This is a genomic window from Streptomyces sp. NRRL F-5122 (assembly GCF_001507435.1).
GTDB lineage: Bacteria > Actinomycetota > Actinomycetes > Streptomycetales > Streptomycetaceae > Streptomyces > Streptomyces lannensis.
The window spans coordinates 77,939-94,150 of sequence record NZ_LMWH01000059.1 but is presented as its reverse complement, the minus strand read 5'-3'; the positions used below and the strand labels follow the sequence as shown (position 1 = coordinate 94,150).

Sequence of the window (16,212 nt, the reverse complement as noted above, 5' to 3'; positions counted from 1 at the left end):
GCGGATGTCCATGCTAACGGGAAGCACGGCTCTCTCATTCCACGGTTCGATGTGACCCTCGGCTTCGTATGTTCGTACGGAACCGAGGGGACGCCTGTTCATATGGGGGCCGGGGCACGGACCGCCGTGCTCGGCCGGTACCGACCCGGAGCCGACGGATCATGACCGCCAGGGCGACCGCCGCACCGCCGGGGGAGCCGCGTCTACTGCTCCGCGAGCGCGCGCAGCCGGCTCAGGGCCCTGTGCTGGGCCACCCGCACCGCTCCCGGTGACATTCCCAACATCTGACCCGTCTCCTCGGCAGTCAAGCCCACCGCGATGCGCAGCAGGAGCAGTTCCCGCTGGTTCTCGGGCAGGTTGGCCAGGAGCTTCTTGGCCCATTCGGCGTCGCTGCTGAGCAGCGCGCGCTCCTCGGGCCCGAGGGAGTCGTCCGGGCGCTCCGGCATCTCGTCCGACGGGACGACCGTCGAGCCGGGGTGACGCATCGCCGCGCGCTGAAGGTCCGCGACCTTGTGCGCGGCGATCGCGAAGACGAACGCCTCGAAGGGGCGCCCGGTGTCCTTGTAACGCGGCAGCGCGAGGAGGACGGCGACGCAGACCTCCTGCGCCAGGTCCTCGACGAAGTGCCGGGCGTCTCCGGGCAGACGGGACAGCCGCGTACGGCAGTAGCGCAGCGCCAGTGGATGGACGCGCGCGAGCAGGTCATGGGTCGCCTGCTCGTCGCCGTCGACGGCACGATGGACGAGCGCACCGATCACCGTTGTCTCGTCGTCGCGCATCGGTCCATGGTGCCTTGGCGTCGTCCGGTCCGTGGCACCGCGTCCGTAGTTGTGCACCGAAGCGTTATGAGCAGGTGCGCCGGAACTCATCTCCTGCGCCCTCCCCTCCCGCTCGATCGACTCGTCCCCGAGGAACTCCACACCTCCAAGGATGCGGCATCCGCGGCGAAACGAGCAGCGGGCACCCGGCGGGCCGTGTTGCCAACCCCGCCCACCGTGCGGTAGGCGGGGATCTGCGTACCCCCGCGGTGATCCACTTAGCGGACCAGGCCCCACCGGAAGCCGAGCGCCACGGCGTGCGCGCGGTCCGAGGCGCCGAGCTTCTTGAACAACCGCCGGGCGTGCGTCTTCACGGTGTCCTCGGAGAGGAAGAGCTCGCGACCGATCTCCGCGTTGGAGCGGCCGTGACTCATGCCCTCGAGCACCTGGATCTCACGCGCGGTGAGTGTCGGCGCGGCGCCCATCTCGGCGGAGCGCAGCCGCCGCGGCGCGAGCCGCCAGGTGGGGTCGGCGAGGGCCTGCGTCACGGTCGCCCGCAGCTCGGCGCGCGAGGCGTCCTTGTGCAGATATCCGCGCGCCCCGGCGGCGACCGCGAGCGCCACACCGTCCAGGTCCTCGGCGACGGTGAGCATGATGATGCGCGCACCGGGGTCGGCGGACAGCAGACGCCGCACGGTCTCGACGCCGCCCAGACCGGGCATGCGTACGTCCATCAGAATCAGGTCCGAGCGGTCGGCCCCCCAGCGGCGGAGGACTTCCTCGCCGTTGGCCGCCGTCGTCACGCGCTCGACGCCGGGCACGGTCGCCACCGCGCGGCGGAGCGCCTCTCGGGCAAGCGGGGAGTCGTCGCAGACGAGGACGGATGTCATGACCGCCCTCCGCAGCTGATGCGCGTCACCTTGAGCCTCCAGGCTGGTACGAATCGTCACCTGTGCGGTCGACGCCCTCGGACGCCTGCCCGAGCGCTTGTTGTTTCAACCGCCTCCGCACTCTCAACGATGGTCACTCGAAAGAGTTACGGTGCAGCAAGCCATCTTCGGCACTGTACGTGAGGGCGCGGACACGGTGCAGACATGCGCGGCGGACCCTCGAACTTTCACCACAACCTATGCCCCATTTAGCCGTTTTTCTTCCCGTTTGCTGGTGTCTAGGGCTAGATTCGCAATGAGTCATATTTTCATCTCCTAAGATCGTCGTTGTACGGTCGGGGACACACATATCCGCCCAGAACGGCAACAAGGGGACACGCAATGGCAGATTTCTCCCGCCTTCCCGGTCCGAACGCGGATCTGTGGGACTGGCAGCTCCATGCGGCCTGCCGTGGAGTCGACAGTTCGCTCTTCTTCCATCCGGAGGGCGAACGAGGGGCGGCTCGGAGCGCTCGTGAGAACTCGGCCAAGGAGGTCTGTATGAGGTGCCCCGTACGCGCGGAGTGCGCGGCCCACGCACTGGCGGTGCGCGAGCCGTACGGCGTGTGGGGCGGGCTGACCGAGGACGAACGGGAAGAACTCATGGGACGGGCGCGGAACCGGCTGGTACCGGCCTCCACGACCAGCGGGGGCAGTAGCCCCTCGAACAACTGAAGGAACGTTTCTTCACTACGGGCGCGCATTTGTGTGCCCATTTTTGGCATGGGCACCGCCCGGGAGGCGTTTCGGGGGTGAGGGGGACAGGGGGCTTTTCGGGGGGATGGAGCCCAGGGGACCGCTCGTCGGGGGACCGCTCCGCATCCGGAGGATCCGCTCCTGCTCTATCGGCGCGCCGCCCGCGCCAGTTCCTCGAGCGTCGCCGCCACCGCGGGCACCTGTGCCAGATCCGGCAGAGTGAGCGCGACGATCTCCCGCCGTACCGCGGGCTCCAGGGTGACGGGCCGCGCACCCCTCGGCCGCACGGACTCGATCGCGAGCTGCGGCAGTACGGCCACACCGAGACCGGCGCCGACCAGGCCGACCACCGCCGGATAGTCGTCGGTCGCGAAGTCGATACGGGGCGTGAAGCCCGCGCTCTCGCATGCCTGCACCAGTTGCCCACGGCAGCGCGGGCAGCCCGCGATCCACGGTTCCCCGGCGAGCTCGCCGATGGCGACCGACTCCGCGCGCGCCAGCCGGTGCCCCTCGGGAACGAGCCCGACGAGACGGTCGACGAGCAGCGGGCGGACGACCAGGTCGTCCCACTCCTCGGCGCCGGCGGCCCCTTCGTAGCGGAACGCGAGCGCGATGTCGCAGTCTCCCGCGCGCAGCGTCTCCACCGACTCGGGCGGTTCGGCCTCCTCCAGGGAGACGCGGGTGCCGGGATGCGCGGCGCGCAGGGCGGCGAGCGCGGTGGGCACGAGGGTGGAACTGCCGCTCGGGAAGGAGACGAGGCGGACCCGGCCGGCCCTCAGTCCCGCGATGGCGGCGACCTCCTCCTCGGCGGCGGTCAGCCCGGCGAGGATGCCCGCCGCGTGCCGCACCAGCGCCTCGCCGGCCTGGGTCAGACGCATCTCGCGGCCGTTGCGGACGAGCAGGGGGGTACCGGCCGACGCCTCGAGCGCCTTCATCTGCTGACTGACCGCGGGCTGGGTGCAGCCCAGCTCGCGCCCTGCCGCGGAGAAGGAACCGGTGGCGGCCACGGCGCGCAGCACACGGAGATGTCGAGCCTCGATCACCCTGCAAGCATAAGCGAATCTTGGACAAGGCGGCTGATATTGCGTCGACGCTTTGACCTTTCGTCCCCTACGGTGCGGACATGAAGCTTCTGTCTCTGAATCTGGGCCGGCCCGTGGCCGTCGACTACACCGACCAGCCGCTGGGGGTGACGGGCATCGACAAGCGGCCCGTGGACGGGCGGGTGCGCGTGACCGCCCCCGGGCCCAAGGGAACCGGGGCGAGCGGGCTGGCCGGGGACGCGGTGTGCGACCTGCGGCATCACGGTGGCGACGACCAGGCAGTGTACGCGTTCGCCCGTGAGGACCTGGACGCGTGGGAGCGCGAGCTCGGCCGCCCGCTGCCGAACGGCTCGTTCGGCGAGAACCTCACCACGGAGGAACTCGACGTGTCCGGCGCCCTGATCGGCGAGCGCTGGCGCGTCGGCTCGGAGCTGGTGCTCGAGGTGACCTCCGGGCGGATCCCCTGCCGCACCTTCCAGGGACACCTGGGCGAGCGGGGCTGGGTCAGGCGGTTCACGCACCGGGGGGCACCCGGAGCGTATCTGCGCGTGATCGAACCGGGTGAGACGCGGACGGGCGACCCCATCGAGATCGTGCACCGGCCCGGGCACGACATCACCGTCGCCCTTCAGTTCCGCGCGTCCACCACGGAACGGCATCTGCTGCCGGACCTGTTGGCGGCGGGCGATGCGCTGCACCCGGAGACCGCCGCGGCGGCACGTCGATACATGCAGATGCGCCCCGCCGGGAACTGACGCACCCCATAGGGACGTTGGCGGTGGAGCCGGTGGAATGCCCGGTCCGGCAGGCGGACTCGATCCGTCCGGGTCACTATCGTTGGCCCATGACAACGGCTCTGATTACGGGAGCGACCGCGGGCATCGGCGCCGCGTTCGCACGACGGCTGGCCGCCGACGGCCATGACCTCGTCCTGGTGGCGCGCGACACCAAGCGGCTGCGCGAGCACGCGACGGAGTTGCACGACCGGCACGGCATCGAGGCGGAGGTGCTGACCGCGGACCTCGCCACCGACGAGGGCATCGAGGCGGTGGCCGCGCGTCTGTCCGAGCTGAAGAACCCGGTCGACCTGCTCGTCAACAACGCGGGCTTCGGCAACAAGGGCCACTATCTCGACGTCCCCATGGCGGACGAGCTGCGCATGCTCAAGGTGCACTGCGAGGCGGTGCTGCGGCTGACGAGCGCGGCGGCGGAGTCGATGCGCACCCGCGGCCGCGGCGGGATCGTCAACGTGGCCTCGGTGGCGGCGTTCGTCCCGCGCGGCACGTACGGCGCGTCCAAGGCGTGGGTCGTGCAGTTCACCCAGGGCGCGGCACGGGAACTGGCCGGATCGGGAGTACGGCTGATGGTGCTGTGCCCCGGCTTCGTACGCACGGAGTTCCACGATCGCGCCGGAATGGGGACGGAGACCATCCCCGGCTGGATGTGGCTGGACGCCGACAAGCTGGTCGCCACCGCACTCGCGGATCTGGCCCGGGGCAGGACGGTGTCCATTCCCGACCCTCGGTACAAGGCGCTGATGGGTGTGGTCAAGGTGACGCCGCGTGCGCTGCTGGGCGGGATCACCACCCGGACGGGGCGCAGGTTCGGACCGCAGTAGCAACCGGGCACGGCCGTGCGGCGCCGCAGGCGCGGGCCGCTGCGGGAGAGGTGACGCCGCCCCTCGGGTGGGAGGATGGGCGTATCTGCCGGACCCAGGGGGGCCGGAGGCGGCGTCATGACATTCGTGCAGCTCATAGATTGCAGGACCAGCCGGTTCGACGAGATGAACCGGCTCGTGGACACATGGCTCGAACAGACCGGCGGCAGACGGAGTGCGACACACAGCCTGATCGGCAAGGACAGGTCGGACGCCTCGCACTTCATCGAGATCGTGGAGTTCCCCTCCTACGAGGAGGCGATGCGGACCTCGAACCTTCCGGAGACCGACCGCATCTTCCACGACATGATCGCCCTCTGCGACGAGATGCCCGTCTTCACGGACCTGGTGGTGGTGCGGGACGAGCAGTTGTACGTGGCGAACGTACGGCGGTACTTCGACGTCGTCGCCGCCCGGGGCGAGCTGCCGCCGCTCGACGGACTGCTCGCCGAGAACTACCACGGCCACGATCCCGCCAACGAGCAGGACACCATCGGGATGGACGCGATGCGGCGCGAGATCCGGGAGTGGCGGGCCGGTTTCGACTTCGCGTTCACCGTCGAGGACCAGATCGCCGAGGGGGACAAGGTGTGCACCCGCTGGTCCTGGAAGGGCAGGCACACGGGCGAGTTCCTCGGCATCCCGCCCACGGGCAGGGAGGTCACCACGACCGGCACGACGGTCTTCCGGTGCGGAGCCGACGGAAAGATCGTCGAGGGCTGGTGGCAGTACGACCGGCTGGGCCTGATGGAACAACTGGGGGAACTGGACGTGCTCGAGGTCTAGAAGGCAACGGGCCGTCGGGCCGCGAACCGCCCGGCCGGGTCCCGTTGTCGTGGGTGAGGCCGATGACGGCCCGAATGCGCCCGGCAGAGTAAGCCATCGGCCGCCGGCGGGTCGGGGGGCGGACAGCGCAAGGCCCGGCACCCCCGAGGGTGCCGGGCCTCAGTACCGCTTGTCGGCTCGCGTCAGTGGGAGTGACCGTGGCCGTGACCGGCCGCCGCCGGCTCCTCCTCTTCCTTCTTCTCGACGACCAGGGTCTCGGTCGTCAGCAGCAGGGAGGCGATGGAGGCGGCGTTCTCCAGGGCGGAGCGGGTGACCTTGACCGGGTCGATGACGCCGGCCTTGATCAGGTCGCCGTACTCGCCGGTGGCGGCGTTGTAGCCCTGGCCCTTCTCGAGCTCGGCGACCTTGGAGGCGATGACATAGCCCTCGAGGCCGGCGTTCTCGGCGATCCAGCGCAGCGGCTCGACGACCGCGCGGCGGACGATGGCGACACCGGTCGCCTCGTCGCCCTGCTTGCCGAGGCCGCCGTCCAGCACCTTGGAGGCGTGGACCAGAGCGGAGCCACCACCGGAGACGATGCCCTCCTCGACCGCGGCGCGGGTCGCGGAGATGGCGTCCTCCAGACGGTGCTTCTTCTCCTTCAGCTCCACCTCGGTGGCGGCGCCGACCTTGATCACGCACACGCCGCCGGCCAGCTTGGCAAGACGCTCCTGGAGCTTCTCGCGGTCCCAGTCGGAGTCGGTGTTCTCGATCTCGGCCTTGATCTGGGCGACACGGCCGGTGACGTCACCGGACTTGCCACCGCCGTCGACGATGGTCGTGTCGTCCTTGGTGACCGTCACGCGGCGAGCGGAGCCCAGCACGTCCAGGCCGACCTGGTCGAGCTTGAGGCCGACCTCCTCGGAGATGACCGTGGCGCCGGTGAGGACGGCCATGTCCTCCAGCATCGCCTTGCGGCGGTCGCCGAAGCCGGGGGCCTTCACCGCGACGGCGTTGAAGGTGCCGCGGATCTTGTTCACGACGAGCGTGGACAGGGCCTCGCCCTCGACGTCCTCGGCGATGATCAGCAGCGGCTTGGAGGAGCCGGCCTGGATGACCTTCTCCAGCAGCGGCAGCAGGTCCGCGATCGAGGAGATCTTGCCCTGGTTGATGAGGATGTACGGGTCGTCGAGGACGGCCTCCATGCGCTCCTGGTCCGTCACGAAGTACGGCGACAGGTAGCCCTTGTCGAACGCCATGCCCTCGGTGAAGTCCAGCTCGAGACCGAAGGTGTTGGACTCCTCGACGGTGATGACACCGTCCTTGCCGACCTTGTCCATCGCCTCGGCGATCAGCTCGCCGACCTGCTGGTCCTGGGCGGACAGCGCGGCGACGGCGGCGATGTCGGACTTCTCGTCGATCGGGCGGGCGGTGGCGAGCAGGTCCTCGGACACCGCGGCGACGGCGGCGTCGATGCCCTTCTTCAGGGAGGCCGGGGAGGCACCCGCGGCGACGTTCTTCAGACCCTCGCGCACCAGCGCCTGGGCGAGCACGGTGGCGGTGGTCGTACCGTCACCCGCGATGTCGTTGGTCTTGGTCGCCACCTCCTTCACCAGCTGGGCGCCGAGGTTCTCGTACGGGTCGTCGACCTCGACCTCACGGGCGATGGTGACACCGTCGTTGGTGATGGTGGGGGCGCCGAACTTCTTGTCGATCACGACGTTCCGGCCCTTGGGACCGATCGTCACCTTGACCGTGTCGGCAAGCTTGTTGACGCCGCGCTCGAGGGCGCGACGGGCGTCCTCGTCGAACTTCAGGATCTTCGCCATGGAGCGTTTCAGTCCTCTCGGATGCGATGCCCGGCAGCCCCCGGGGAACGGCCGTCATCACGGTGAAGAACGAACCGCGCCCCCGGCGCCCGGCTGATCGGTCGCGGGGGGCCAGGGGCGCAGTTCAGAGCAATCTGCTTCGGTGAATTACTTCTCGATGATCGCGAGCACGTCGCGAGCCGAGAGGACGAGGTACTCCTCGCCGTTGTACTTCACCTCGGTGCCGCCGTACTTGCTGTACAGCACGATGTCGCCGGTCTTGACGTCGAGCGGAAGACGCTCGCCGTTCTCGAAGCGGCCCGGGCCCACGGCCAGGACGACGCCCTCCTGGGGCTTCTCCTTGGCGGTGTCCGGAATGACCAGGCCAGAGGCGGTGGTCTGCTCAGCATCCAGCGGCTGGACCACGATGCGGTCCTCGAGCGGCTTGATGGCAACCTTGGAGCTGGTGGTCGTCACGATCCGACCTCCCCCTTCGGAGATCTCACGGGGTTAACTGTCTGAGGTGGCGACCAGGTGGATCCGTCGTCGCGGGTGCCGGACCTGCCCGTCGCTTTGTTGGCACTCGTCACTGCCGAGTGCCAGAGCCGAGACTATGACCGCGATTAGCACTCGGTCAAGCGGAGTGCCAGTCGGCCGCGGCGCGGCGCCGAGGACGGGCTGACCCGGGGGTCGTTCCGCACCCCGTTCCCCGGCCCGCGCTACAGGTAGTCCTCCAGACGGGCCACCGTGAACCCGCTCGCCTGGATGCGGCGCAGCAGGCGCGCCGTCTCAGCGGTCGGGGAGGCGAGTCGGCGGCCGGTCCCGCGGGGGCGGACGATGTCGCCCGGATGCAGGGCCGTGCCCGCGCCGTACGGTTGCGGTACGGGGCGCCACAGGATCACCGCCGAGACGCCGCAGTCCGCCGCCGCGCGGAGGGTGGTGCGGTCGTAGACGCCGTGCGGTGGGCGGAGCAGCCGCGGACCCGGGCCCGCGCGCGCCGTCAGCCGGTCCCGCTGTCCGCAGATCTCGGCACGCTGTTCGCCGTAGGAGCGGCCGCGCAGCACGAAGTGGCCCAGGGCGTGGTTCTGGACGGCCGCACCGGCCGCCCGCAGGCGCGCGGCATCCGCACCCTTCGGCCCGGCGCCGTCGGCCGTGAGGAACACACTGACGGGGAGCCGCAGTTCACGGACCATGTCCACGAACCGGGGGTCGCCCTCGACGTCTTCGTCGTACGCCAGGAAGACGACCTTGTCCTGGGTGGGAACTCGATCGAGGACCGGTGGCAGCCCATCTCCCGTCCGGCCCGGGCCGCCCGCGGGCCGGGCCGGACGGGGCGCGGGGGTGAGCGGAGCGCTCAGACCCCAGCGGCGGTACGCCCGATCCGGACGCTGCACCTTCTGCGCCGCCTTCTTGCCCAGCCGTTCGATCGGGTCGACGGACTGGGCGCAGCCGGACAGGAGCACGGCGGCGAGTGTCGCGGCGAGCAGGGCCCGCGGCCGTGCCCTCACGGGTGGACCTCCGCGCCCGCTTCCGCGAACCTCCCGTCCGTGGCCCTGCGCAGGAACCGTTGCGGCACGCCCGCGCCCGCCGTACCCCTGCCCGTGCGCTTCGCCGCCCGAACAGCACGCCGCAAGGGGCACCCGGCCCACTTTTCGTCGTTTTGTCGTACGAGCCACATGGTGTCGGATCCTTCCAGCGACCGGCGCCCCTGCCAGGCCGACACCGCGGCCGGACGCACGCCGTCCACCGACTGGTCGACAATGTCCGGGTGAACGACCTCTCCTTCGCCTCCCTGCTCACCCCCGAGGGCCGCGCTCTCCTGGACGAGGTGCGCGGCACCGCTCCGGCGCAGGAACTGGCCGTCGCCACCCGGTTGCGCCGCGAACACCCCGCCGATCTGGTCTCGGCGGCCCTCGCGCAGGCGCGGCTGCGCCAACGGGCGGCTGCGAAGTTCGGCGCCGAGGACGCGGAGCAGATGTTCTTCACGGCGAACGGGGTCGAGCAGTCCACCAGGACCGCCGTCGCGGCCCATCGCGCGGGGCGGCTGCGGGAACTCGGCGCGACCTCGGTCGCCGATCTGTGCTGCGGCATCGGCGGCGACGCGATCGCGTTCGCCCGGGCGGGAATCCGGGTCCTCGCCGTGGACCGGGACCCTCTGACGGCAGCCGCGGCGCGGGCGAACGCCGAGGCGCTGGGCCTGTCCGCACTGATCGAGGTGCGCGAGGCGGACGTCACGGACGTGGACGTGTCCGGCTACGACGCCGTCTTCGTCGACCCGGCGCGGCGCGGCGGGCGCGGCCGGATCTTCGATCCCGAGGCGTACTCACCCCCGCTGTCCTGGGCCGTGGCAACGGCCCTGAAGGCACCGCACGCGGCCCTGAAGGTCGCACCGGGCATCCCGCACGAGGCGGTGCCCACCGCGGCGGAGGCCGAATGGATCTCGGACGGCGGCGATGTGAAGGAGGCCGTGCTCTGGTTCGGCACGCAGCCGGGGCTCGTACGCGCCACCCTGCTGCCCGGCCCGCGTGTGCTGCGCGGCCGCGCGCTGCCCGACCCGCCCGTGCGCGCGCCCGGCCGCTACCTCTACGAGCCGGACGGCGCCGCGATCCGCGCGCACCTGGTCGCGGAGGTGGCGGAGGAACTCGACGGCGGTCTGATCGACGAGACGATCGCGTATGTGACGGCGGACGAGCACCGGGACTCGCCCTACGCCACCGCGTACGAGATCACCGACCGGCTCCCGTTCAACGTGAAGAGGCTGAAGGCGCTGCTGCGCGAGCGGGAGGTCGGGGTCGTGACCGTCAAGAAGCGCGGCTCGGCGGTCGAGCCGGAGGAGCTGCGCCGGAAGGTCCTGCCCAAACCGCACGGACCCAACGCCGTGACCGTGTTCCTGACCCGGGTGGCCGGTGCGCCGACGATGCTGCTCGGGCACCCGGCCTAGTTCAGCGGCAGTCCTGCGCACGCGCCCGGAGCAGTTCCCGCTCCCGCTCGTTGCGGGCGAGCGAAGCGGCGCGCTCGAACTCCGCACGGGCCTCGGACGTACGCCCCAGCCGGGCCAGCAGATCGCCGCGGACGCTCGGCAGCAGGTGGTAGCCGCGCAGGGCCGGCTCGCCCGCCAGCCGGTCGACGATCTCCAGGGCCGGACCCGGGCCCTCGGCCATCGAGACGGCGACCGCGCGGTTCAACTCGACGACGGGCGACGGCGACCGGGCGGCCAGCAGACCGTAGAGAGCGACGATGCGCGCCCAGTCCGTGTCCTCGTACCGGTGCGCATGGGCATGGCAGGCGGCGATCGCGGCCTGGAGGGCGTACGGGCCGGGGACCCCGGTGGCGACCGCGTCGGCGCGGCCGAGCGCGGTCACACCGCGGGCGATGAGCAGGCGGTTCCAGCGGGTCCGGTTCTGGTCCCCGAGCAGAACCGGCTCGCCGTTCGGTCCGGTGCGGGCGGCCGAGCGGGACGCCTGGAACTCCAGCAGCGAGGCGAGCCCGTGCACTTCGGGCTCCTTGGGCATCAACTCGGCCAGCACACGGGCCAGCCGCAGCGCGTCCTCGCACAGGGCGGGACGCAGCAGATCGTCACCCGCGGTGGCCGAGTACCCCTCGTTGAAGATCAGATAGATGACCTCGAGCACCGATCCGAGCCGCGCGTCCCGTTCGGGCCCGTAGGGCACCTCGAAGGCGACGCCCTTCGCCGCGAGGGTGCGCTTGGCCCGCACGATGCGCTGCGCGACGGTGGTCTCGGCAACGAGGAACGCCCGGGCGATCTCGGCCGTGGTCAGTCCGCCGAGCAGGCGCAGGGTGAGCGCGATGCGGGACTCGGCGGGCAGGACGGGGTGGCAGGCCGTGAAGACGAGCCGCAGCAGGTCGTCGTCGATGTCGTCCGGATCGGCCGGCTCGTCGACGTGGTACGGCGTCGCCTCCAGGTCCCGCCCGACCTCCGCCAGCTTGCGCGCATACCGCTCCCGGCGGCGTACGAGGTCGATCGCGCGGTGCTTGGCGGTGGCCGTCAGCCAGGCGCCGGGGTTGTCGGGCACGCCGTCGCGCGGCCACTGCTCCAGGGCGGCGACCAGTGCGTCCTGCGCCAGCTCCTCGGCGATGGCCACATCGCGCACGATCCGTGCGACACCGGCGATGACGCGCGGCGACTCCATCCGGAAGACGGTCTCGATCACGCGGGAGGGGTCGCCCGCGGCCGGGGAGGGGGTGGGCTGATGTTCCACAGCCCACCATGCAACACCCCCCGGCGGACGAGCGCCAAGGGACGCTCAGCCCTGGACGATCTCCCGCACCTCACAGGTGACCGTCCAGAACTCCTCATGGACCTTCACGAAGCGCTTGGCCCACTCGATCGCCTCGGCCATGTCCTTGCACTGCATGATCGCGTAGCCGCCGATGACCTCCTTGGACTCGGTGAAGGGACCGTCCGTGACGGAGAGCTCTCCACCTTCCCAGCGCACCCGGGTGCCCTGGGCGGTCGGCGTCAGCCCGGCGGTGTCGAGCATCACCCCGGCCTTGGTGACCTCCTCGATCAGCTCCCCCATGCGTTCCATCAGCTCGGGGCTCGGGCCCTCCTGGGGTGCGGTGGTCTCGTCGATGCGAACGAGCGACATGTAACGCGGCACGGTGACTCCTCGATACGGCGGCCGGGTCCGTCCCGGCCTCTCACCCATGCGTCGAACGGGGACGGCGTGCCTCGACACGAGCCGCGAACTTTTTCGCGGAATCTTTTTCCGTGGCCGTAGCCGCAGGCCGGACGCTCAGGTCCGGGCCCGGGGCCTCACCGGAGCGACTTCCACAACGCGCTCGCCGCCGGTTCCTTCGCCACCACTCGATCGTGGTCGGAAGCCGCCGGCACCACCGGCATCATCACCGTCTTCATGTTCTGCGACGTCAGCCCCTGCAGGCTCTGGGCGAAGCGCACCAGTTCCGGCAGCGAGTCCAGGCCGGTGTCCGTGGTCAGGCTGCCCGTGATCGCGTCGGCGACCCGGTAGAGGGCGGTGGGGTCGGTCAGCAGCTTCGACGACGCGATCTGTTCCAGCAGTGCCTTCACCACCTTCTGCTGCAGGCCTATGCGGCCGAGGTCGCTGCCGTCGCCTATGCCGTGCCGTGTGCGGGCCAGGGCCAGGGCCTGCTCGCCGTCGAGCCTGTGCGTGCCCGCCTGAAGGTGCAGATGGCTCTTGTCGTCGTCGATGTCCTGGTCGGTGGTGACCGTGATCCCGCCGAGCGTGTCCACCAGCTTCGCGAACCCCGAGAAGTCGATCTCGAGGTAGTGGTCCATGCGGATACCCGTCATCGACTCGACCGTCTTCACCGCGCAGGCCGGGCCGCCCACCGAGTACGCGCTGTTGAACATCGAGCTGTACGCCACCGCCGTCGTACCGCCCGAGGGCAGTGGGCACGACGGGCGGGTGACCAGGGTGTCGCGCGGAATGCTCACCACCGTCGCCCCGGCGCGGCCCGCGTCGACGTGCACCACCATCGCCGTGTCCGAGCGGGCGCCGGAGCTGTCGCCGCCGCCGAGTGCCGCGTTCGCCCGGCCGCCACGCGAGTCGGAGCCGAGGACCAGGAGGCTCAGCGCGCCGCTGGGCAGCGGAGAGGCGGAGGCCGAGGCCGAGGGCGCCGGGGTTGTCATCGCCCGCGCCGGCCGATCACTGCCCAGGGCACCGTCGATGTCGACGCTCTTGATGTTCTGGTTGAGGTGCCAGTACGCCCAGCCCGCCCCGGCCATCGCCAGAACGAGCCCGCAGGCGACGAGGGCTCCCGCGGCCCTGATCAGACGGGTCCGCCCATCGCCCCGCCGCGTTTCGCCACCCTTGCCGTCCCCGTGCGCGTCTTCTGAAGTCACGCGCAGGAACATAAGTCCGAATTATGGGGAGCAGAGACCCCTGTGCGTCATTCTTCGGAAAATCTCACGCTTCTTACCGCCCGCTCAGCCGTCCACCGGCATGATCCGAACGACGGGTCCCGGGACCCCGCCGCGTCAGTCCGCCGCCACCGACTCGAAGCGCCAGCGGTGCACCGCCCGGGTGACCAACCGGCTTTCCGGCTCGGGGAGTTCGGGGAGATCGGCGGCGTAGTCCGTATCCCACCAGGTGATGACGAGGACGCGGTCCTGGGGCGCACGGAGCATCTCCCGGCGCAGGGGCGGGGGCGTCAACTCCTGCGCCCTCGCCCACGACAGCAGTTCCTCGCCCCGGCCGGCGACCGCACGTGCCTCCCACATCAGCGCGACGGTCACGAGTACAGGTTCTCCTTGCTCACCTCGTGGACGTGGTCGTGGGAGTGCGCATTGCCCGGCACATGCGGATCCGTCACCGGAAGCGACGAGTCCGCCGACAGATCCCAGTCCGACGCCGCGCGGCCCCGGGCGACCATCTCCGCGCCCAGCGAGGCGACCATCGCGCCGTTGTCCGTGCACAGCTTGGGACGGGGCACCCTGAGCCGGATCCCGGCCGCCTCGCAGCGCTCCTGGGCGAGCGCGCGCAGCCGTGAATTGGCCGCCACGCCGCCACCGATCATCAGATGGTCGACGCCCTCGTCCTTGCAGGCCCTGACGGCCTTGCGGGTCAGCACATCGACCACAGCCTCCTGGAAGGAGGCCGCCACATCGCGCACCGGCACCTCCTCGCCTGCCGCGCGCCTGGCCTCGATCCAGCGGGCCACGGCCGTCTTCAGGCCGGAGAAGGAGAAGTCGTACGCGGGGTCGCGCGGACCGGTCAGACCGCGCGGGAACGTGATCGCCTCCGGGTCGCCCTCCCTCGCGTACCGGTCGATGACCGGGCCGCCCGGGAAGCCGAGGTTCAGCACGCGTGCGATCTTGTCGAACGCCTCGCCCGCCGCGTCGTCGATGGTCGCGCCCATCGGCCGCACATCGGAGGTGATGTCCGTGGACAACAGGAGCGAGGAGTGCCCGCCGCTGACCAGCAGCGCCATCGTCGGTTCCGGCAGCGCGCCGTGCTCCAGCTGGTCCACGCAGATGTGCGAGGCGAGGTGGTTGACCCCGTAGAGGGGCTTACCCAGCGCGTACGCGTACGCCTTCGCCGCCGAGACACCGACCAGCAGCGCACCCGCGAGCCCGGGCCCGGCGGTGACCGCGATACCGTCCAGATCCCGCGCGCTCACCCCAGCTTCCTTCAGGGCGCGGTCGATCGTCGGCACCATGGCCTCCAGATGCGCCCGGGAGGCCACCTCCGGCACGACGCCGCCGAAGCGCGCGTGCTCGTCGACGCTGGAGGCGATGGCGTCGGCGAGCAGGGTGCTACCGCGGACGATGCCGACGCCGGTCTCGTCGCAGGAGGTCTCGATCCCCAGGACCAGGGGTTCGTCAGCCATTGTTCTCGGTTCCTTGCACTGAGGAGTTGCCCGCAGCGGAACCGCCGTCGGGTGCTGTGCTGAGCCGCATCACCAGGGCGTCCACGTTCCCCGGCTGGTAGTAGCCGCGCCGGAAGCCGATGGGTTCGAAGCCGTAGCGCTCGTAGAGCTTCTGGGCGCGCACGTTGTCGACCCGGCACTCGAGCATCACCTCGGCGCACTCGAACGCGGTCGCCGCCCGCAGCAGCTCGGTGAGGAGCCGGCCGCCGAGCCCCGTGGCCCAGCGCTCGCGGGCGACGGCGATGGTCTGGATGTCGCCCAGGTCGCCCTGGGCGGCCAGCCCCGCGTAGCCGACCACGCGCTCGCCCTCCACGGCCACGACATAGCGCCGGGTCGCCTCCGGGCCGCGCGAGTGCGCGAGCTCGGACCAGAACATGCCCCGCGACCAGGCGTCCTCGGGGAACAGGTCCTTCTCCAGCTCCAGCACGGCATCGATGTCCCACCAGCGCATCTCGCGCAACGCGGGCGTCACGGGCACGGTCACTTGGGGGTGACCACCTTGTAGTTCTTGGGCACCTGCGCGTCGGGGCGGCGCAGATACAGCGGTCGGGGGGCGGGCAGTTCCTCACCCGCGGCCAGCTTCTCCACCGCCAGGGACGCGAGCGCGGCCGCCGTGACGTGCTCGGGCTCCCGCGCCTGCGGGAACGTGTCCGGATAGAGCAGCGCCCCGGCTCCGATGGCCGGCAGGTCGGCGACCGCCTCCGCGATGTCCGCGGGCCGGTCGACGGCGGGTTCGGTGACGCGGGTGCGGGAGTCGTCGTACCGCGCCCAGTAGACCTCCTTGCGCCGCGCGTCCGTGGCCACCACGAACGGCACGGTGAGGTCGGAGGCGTAGGCGAGGCCGTCGAGCGTGCACACGCCGTGCACGGGCACGCCGAGCGCGAGCCCGAACGTGTCGGCGGTCATCAGGCCGACGCGCAGCCCGGTGTACGGACCGGGGCCCACACCGACGACGATGCCGGTGACGGCGTCGAGGCGCGTGCCCGCCTCGGCGAGGACCCGGTCGACGGCGGGCAGCAGGAGTTCCCCGTGCCGACGCGCGTCCACCTGGCTCGACGAGGCGACGACGGACGTTCCGTCGTGCAGGGCGACGGTGACGGCGGGGGTGGCGGTATCCAGAGCGAGCAAGAGCACGCAAACAGCCTACGGCGCCGACGCCCGGCGCACGGCCGGGCCGGTCCGCGC

18 protein-coding genes are annotated in these 16,212 nt (G+C 71.0%); 5 read left to right on the top strand and 13 right to left on the bottom strand.

Features of this window, described 5'->3' with window-relative positions:
• Positions 1-203: 203 nt before the first annotated feature.
• Together ADL25_RS09545 and ADL25_RS09540 are read right to left on the bottom strand one after the other, a co-directional pair.
• Positions 204-779, bottom strand: a complete 576-nt coding sequence (locus ADL25_RS09545) for a sigma-70 family RNA polymerase sigma factor (protein ID WP_059127219.1) — start codon at positions 777-779, stop codon at positions 204-206.
• A 257-nt stretch (positions 780-1,036) separates the two neighbouring features.
• Positions 1,037-1,648 (bottom strand): response regulator transcription factor, encoded by a 612-nt coding sequence (locus ADL25_RS09540; RefSeq protein ID WP_003948568.1) that lies wholly within the window; start codon positions 1,646-1,648, stop codon positions 1,037-1,039.
• A gap of 381 nt (positions 1,649-2,029) precedes the next feature.
• Between ADL25_RS09540 and ADL25_RS09535 the strand changes: the two genes are divergently transcribed.
• Complete coding sequence (locus ADL25_RS09535; RefSeq protein WP_059127218.1) at positions 2,030-2,362, top strand: WhiB family transcriptional regulator; 333 nt, start codon at positions 2,030-2,032, stop codon at positions 2,360-2,362.
• Between the two features lie 167 nt (positions 2,363-2,529).
• On the opposite strand, the gene ADL25_RS09530 is transcribed toward ADL25_RS09535, so the two are convergent.
• Positions 2,530-3,426, bottom strand: a complete 897-nt coding sequence (locus ADL25_RS09530) for a LysR family transcriptional regulator (RefSeq protein WP_059127217.1) — start codon at positions 3,424-3,426, stop codon at positions 2,530-2,532.
• A gap of 80 nt (positions 3,427-3,506) precedes the next feature.
• Between ADL25_RS09530 and ADL25_RS09525 the strand changes: the two genes are divergently transcribed.
• The 3 genes from ADL25_RS09525 (at position 3,507) to ADL25_RS09515 (ending at position 5,869) form a co-directional block, all read left to right on the top strand.
• Positions 3,507-4,181, top strand: a complete 675-nt coding sequence (locus tag ADL25_RS09525) for an MOSC domain-containing protein (protein WP_059127216.1) — start codon at positions 3,507-3,509, stop codon at positions 4,179-4,181.
• 89 nt (positions 4,182-4,270) lie between these two features.
• Positions 4,271-5,044 carry an SDR family NAD(P)-dependent oxidoreductase gene (locus ADL25_RS09520; protein WP_059127278.1) on the top strand — a complete coding sequence of 258 codons (774 nt, stop codon included), beginning with the start codon at positions 4,271-4,273 and terminating at the stop codon, positions 5,042-5,044.
• A 117-nt stretch (positions 5,045-5,161) separates the two neighbouring features.
• A complete protein-coding gene (locus ADL25_RS09515) occupies positions 5,162-5,869 on the top strand; it encodes an ester cyclase (RefSeq protein WP_059127215.1) in 708 nt (235 codons plus the stop codon).
• 182 nt (positions 5,870-6,051) lie between these two features.
• Here ADL25_RS09515 and groL read toward each other — a convergent pair whose 3' ends face one another.
• The 3 genes from groL to ADL25_RS09500 all read right to left on the bottom strand — a co-directional run bounded on the left by groL (position 6,052) and on the right by ADL25_RS09500 (position 9,164).
• Positions 6,052-7,677, bottom strand: coding sequence for a chaperonin GroEL (gene groL, locus ADL25_RS09510; RefSeq protein ID WP_059127214.1), 1,626 nt, complete (start codon positions 7,675-7,677; stop codon positions 6,052-6,054).
• Positions 7,678-7,824: 147 nt separating this feature from the next.
• Positions 7,825-8,133, bottom strand: coding sequence for a co-chaperone GroES (gene groES / locus ADL25_RS09505; RefSeq protein ID WP_003998759.1), 309 nt, complete (start codon positions 8,131-8,133; stop codon positions 7,825-7,827).
• A 242-nt stretch (positions 8,134-8,375) separates the two neighbouring features.
• Positions 8,376-9,164, bottom strand: coding sequence for a polysaccharide deacetylase family protein (locus ADL25_RS09500; protein ID WP_059127213.1), 789 nt, complete (start codon positions 9,162-9,164; stop codon positions 8,376-8,378).
• A 260-nt stretch (positions 9,165-9,424) separates the two neighbouring features.
• On the opposite strand from ADL25_RS09500, the gene ADL25_RS09495 reads away from it, so the two are divergent.
• Entirely contained in the window at positions 9,425-10,597 is a 1,173-nt protein-coding gene (locus ADL25_RS09495) for a class I SAM-dependent methyltransferase (RefSeq protein WP_059127212.1), read from the top strand.
• 1 nt (position 10,598) lies between these two features.
• On the opposite strand, the gene ADL25_RS09490 is transcribed toward ADL25_RS09495, so the two are convergent.
• The 7 genes from ADL25_RS09490 to tsaB form a co-directional block, all read right to left on the bottom strand.
• A complete protein-coding gene (locus ADL25_RS09490; protein WP_079050270.1) occupies positions 10,599-11,807 on the bottom strand; it encodes an RNA polymerase sigma factor in 1,209 nt (402 codons plus the stop codon).
• A 114-nt stretch (positions 11,808-11,921) separates the two neighbouring features.
• Entirely contained in the window at positions 11,922-12,278 is a 357-nt protein-coding gene (locus ADL25_RS09485; protein WP_059127210.1) for a YciI family protein, read from the bottom strand.
• Between the two features lie 155 nt (positions 12,279-12,433).
• Positions 12,434-13,513, bottom strand: coding sequence for an LCP family protein (locus ADL25_RS09480; RefSeq protein WP_059127209.1), 1,080 nt, complete (start codon positions 13,511-13,513; stop codon positions 12,434-12,436).
• Positions 13,514-13,636: 123 nt separating this feature from the next.
• The gene (locus ADL25_RS09475; RefSeq protein ID WP_059127208.1) at positions 13,637-13,894 is read right to left on the bottom strand and encodes a hypothetical protein; all 258 of its coding nucleotides are present in this window, start codon (positions 13,892-13,894) and stop codon (positions 13,637-13,639) included.
• Complete coding sequence (gene tsaD / locus ADL25_RS09470) at positions 13,891-14,988, bottom strand: tRNA (adenosine(37)-N6)-threonylcarbamoyltransferase complex transferase subunit TsaD (RefSeq protein ID WP_059127207.1); 1,098 nt, start codon at positions 14,986-14,988, stop codon at positions 13,891-13,893. Before tsaD ends, ADL25_RS09475 begins: the two co-directional genes overlap by 4 nt.
• Positions 14,981-15,511, bottom strand: coding sequence for a ribosomal protein S18-alanine N-acetyltransferase (gene rimI / locus ADL25_RS09465; protein ID WP_059127206.1), 531 nt, complete (start codon positions 15,509-15,511; stop codon positions 14,981-14,983). Before rimI ends, tsaD begins: the two co-directional genes overlap by 8 nt.
• A complete protein-coding gene (gene tsaB, locus ADL25_RS09460; RefSeq protein WP_059127205.1) occupies positions 15,508-16,161 on the bottom strand; it encodes a tRNA (adenosine(37)-N6)-threonylcarbamoyltransferase complex dimerization subunit type 1 TsaB in 654 nt (217 codons plus the stop codon). Before tsaB ends, rimI begins: the two co-directional genes overlap by 4 nt.
• Positions 16,162-16,212: the final 51 nt, after the last annotated feature.

Coding starts and splice junctions, on each gene's coding strand:
- ADL25_RS09545 (WP_059127219.1), bottom strand. CDS start 779: ATGCGCGACGACGAGACAACGGTGATCGGTGCGCTCGTCCATCGTGCC.
- ADL25_RS09540 (WP_003948568.1), bottom strand. CDS start 1,648: ATGACATCCGTCCTCGTCTGCGACGACTCCCCGCTTGCCCGAGAGGCG.
- ADL25_RS09535 (WP_059127218.1), top strand. CDS start 2,030: ATGGCAGATTTCTCCCGCCTTCCCGGTCCGAACGCGGATCTGTGGGAC.
- ADL25_RS09525 (WP_059127216.1), top strand. CDS start 3,507: ATGAAGCTTCTGTCTCTGAATCTGGGCCGGCCCGTGGCCGTCGACTAC.
- ADL25_RS09520 (WP_059127278.1), top strand. CDS start 4,271: ATGACAACGGCTCTGATTACGGGAGCGACCGCGGGCATCGGCGCCGCG.
- ADL25_RS09515 (WP_059127215.1), top strand. CDS start 5,162: ATGACATTCGTGCAGCTCATAGATTGCAGGACCAGCCGGTTCGACGAG.
- groL (WP_059127214.1), bottom strand. CDS start 7,677: ATGGCGAAGATCCTGAAGTTCGACGAGGACGCCCGTCGCGCCCTCGAG.
- ADL25_RS09490 (WP_079050270.1), bottom strand. CDS start 11,807: ATGGAGTCGCCGCGCGTCATCGCCGGTGTCGCACGGATCGTGCGCGAT.
- ADL25_RS09480 (WP_059127209.1), bottom strand. CDS start 13,513: ATGTTCCTGCGCGTGACTTCAGAAGACGCGCACGGGGACGGCAAGGGT.
- tsaD (WP_059127207.1), bottom strand. CDS start 14,988: ATGGCTGACGAACCCCTGGTCCTGGGGATCGAGACCTCCTGCGACGAG.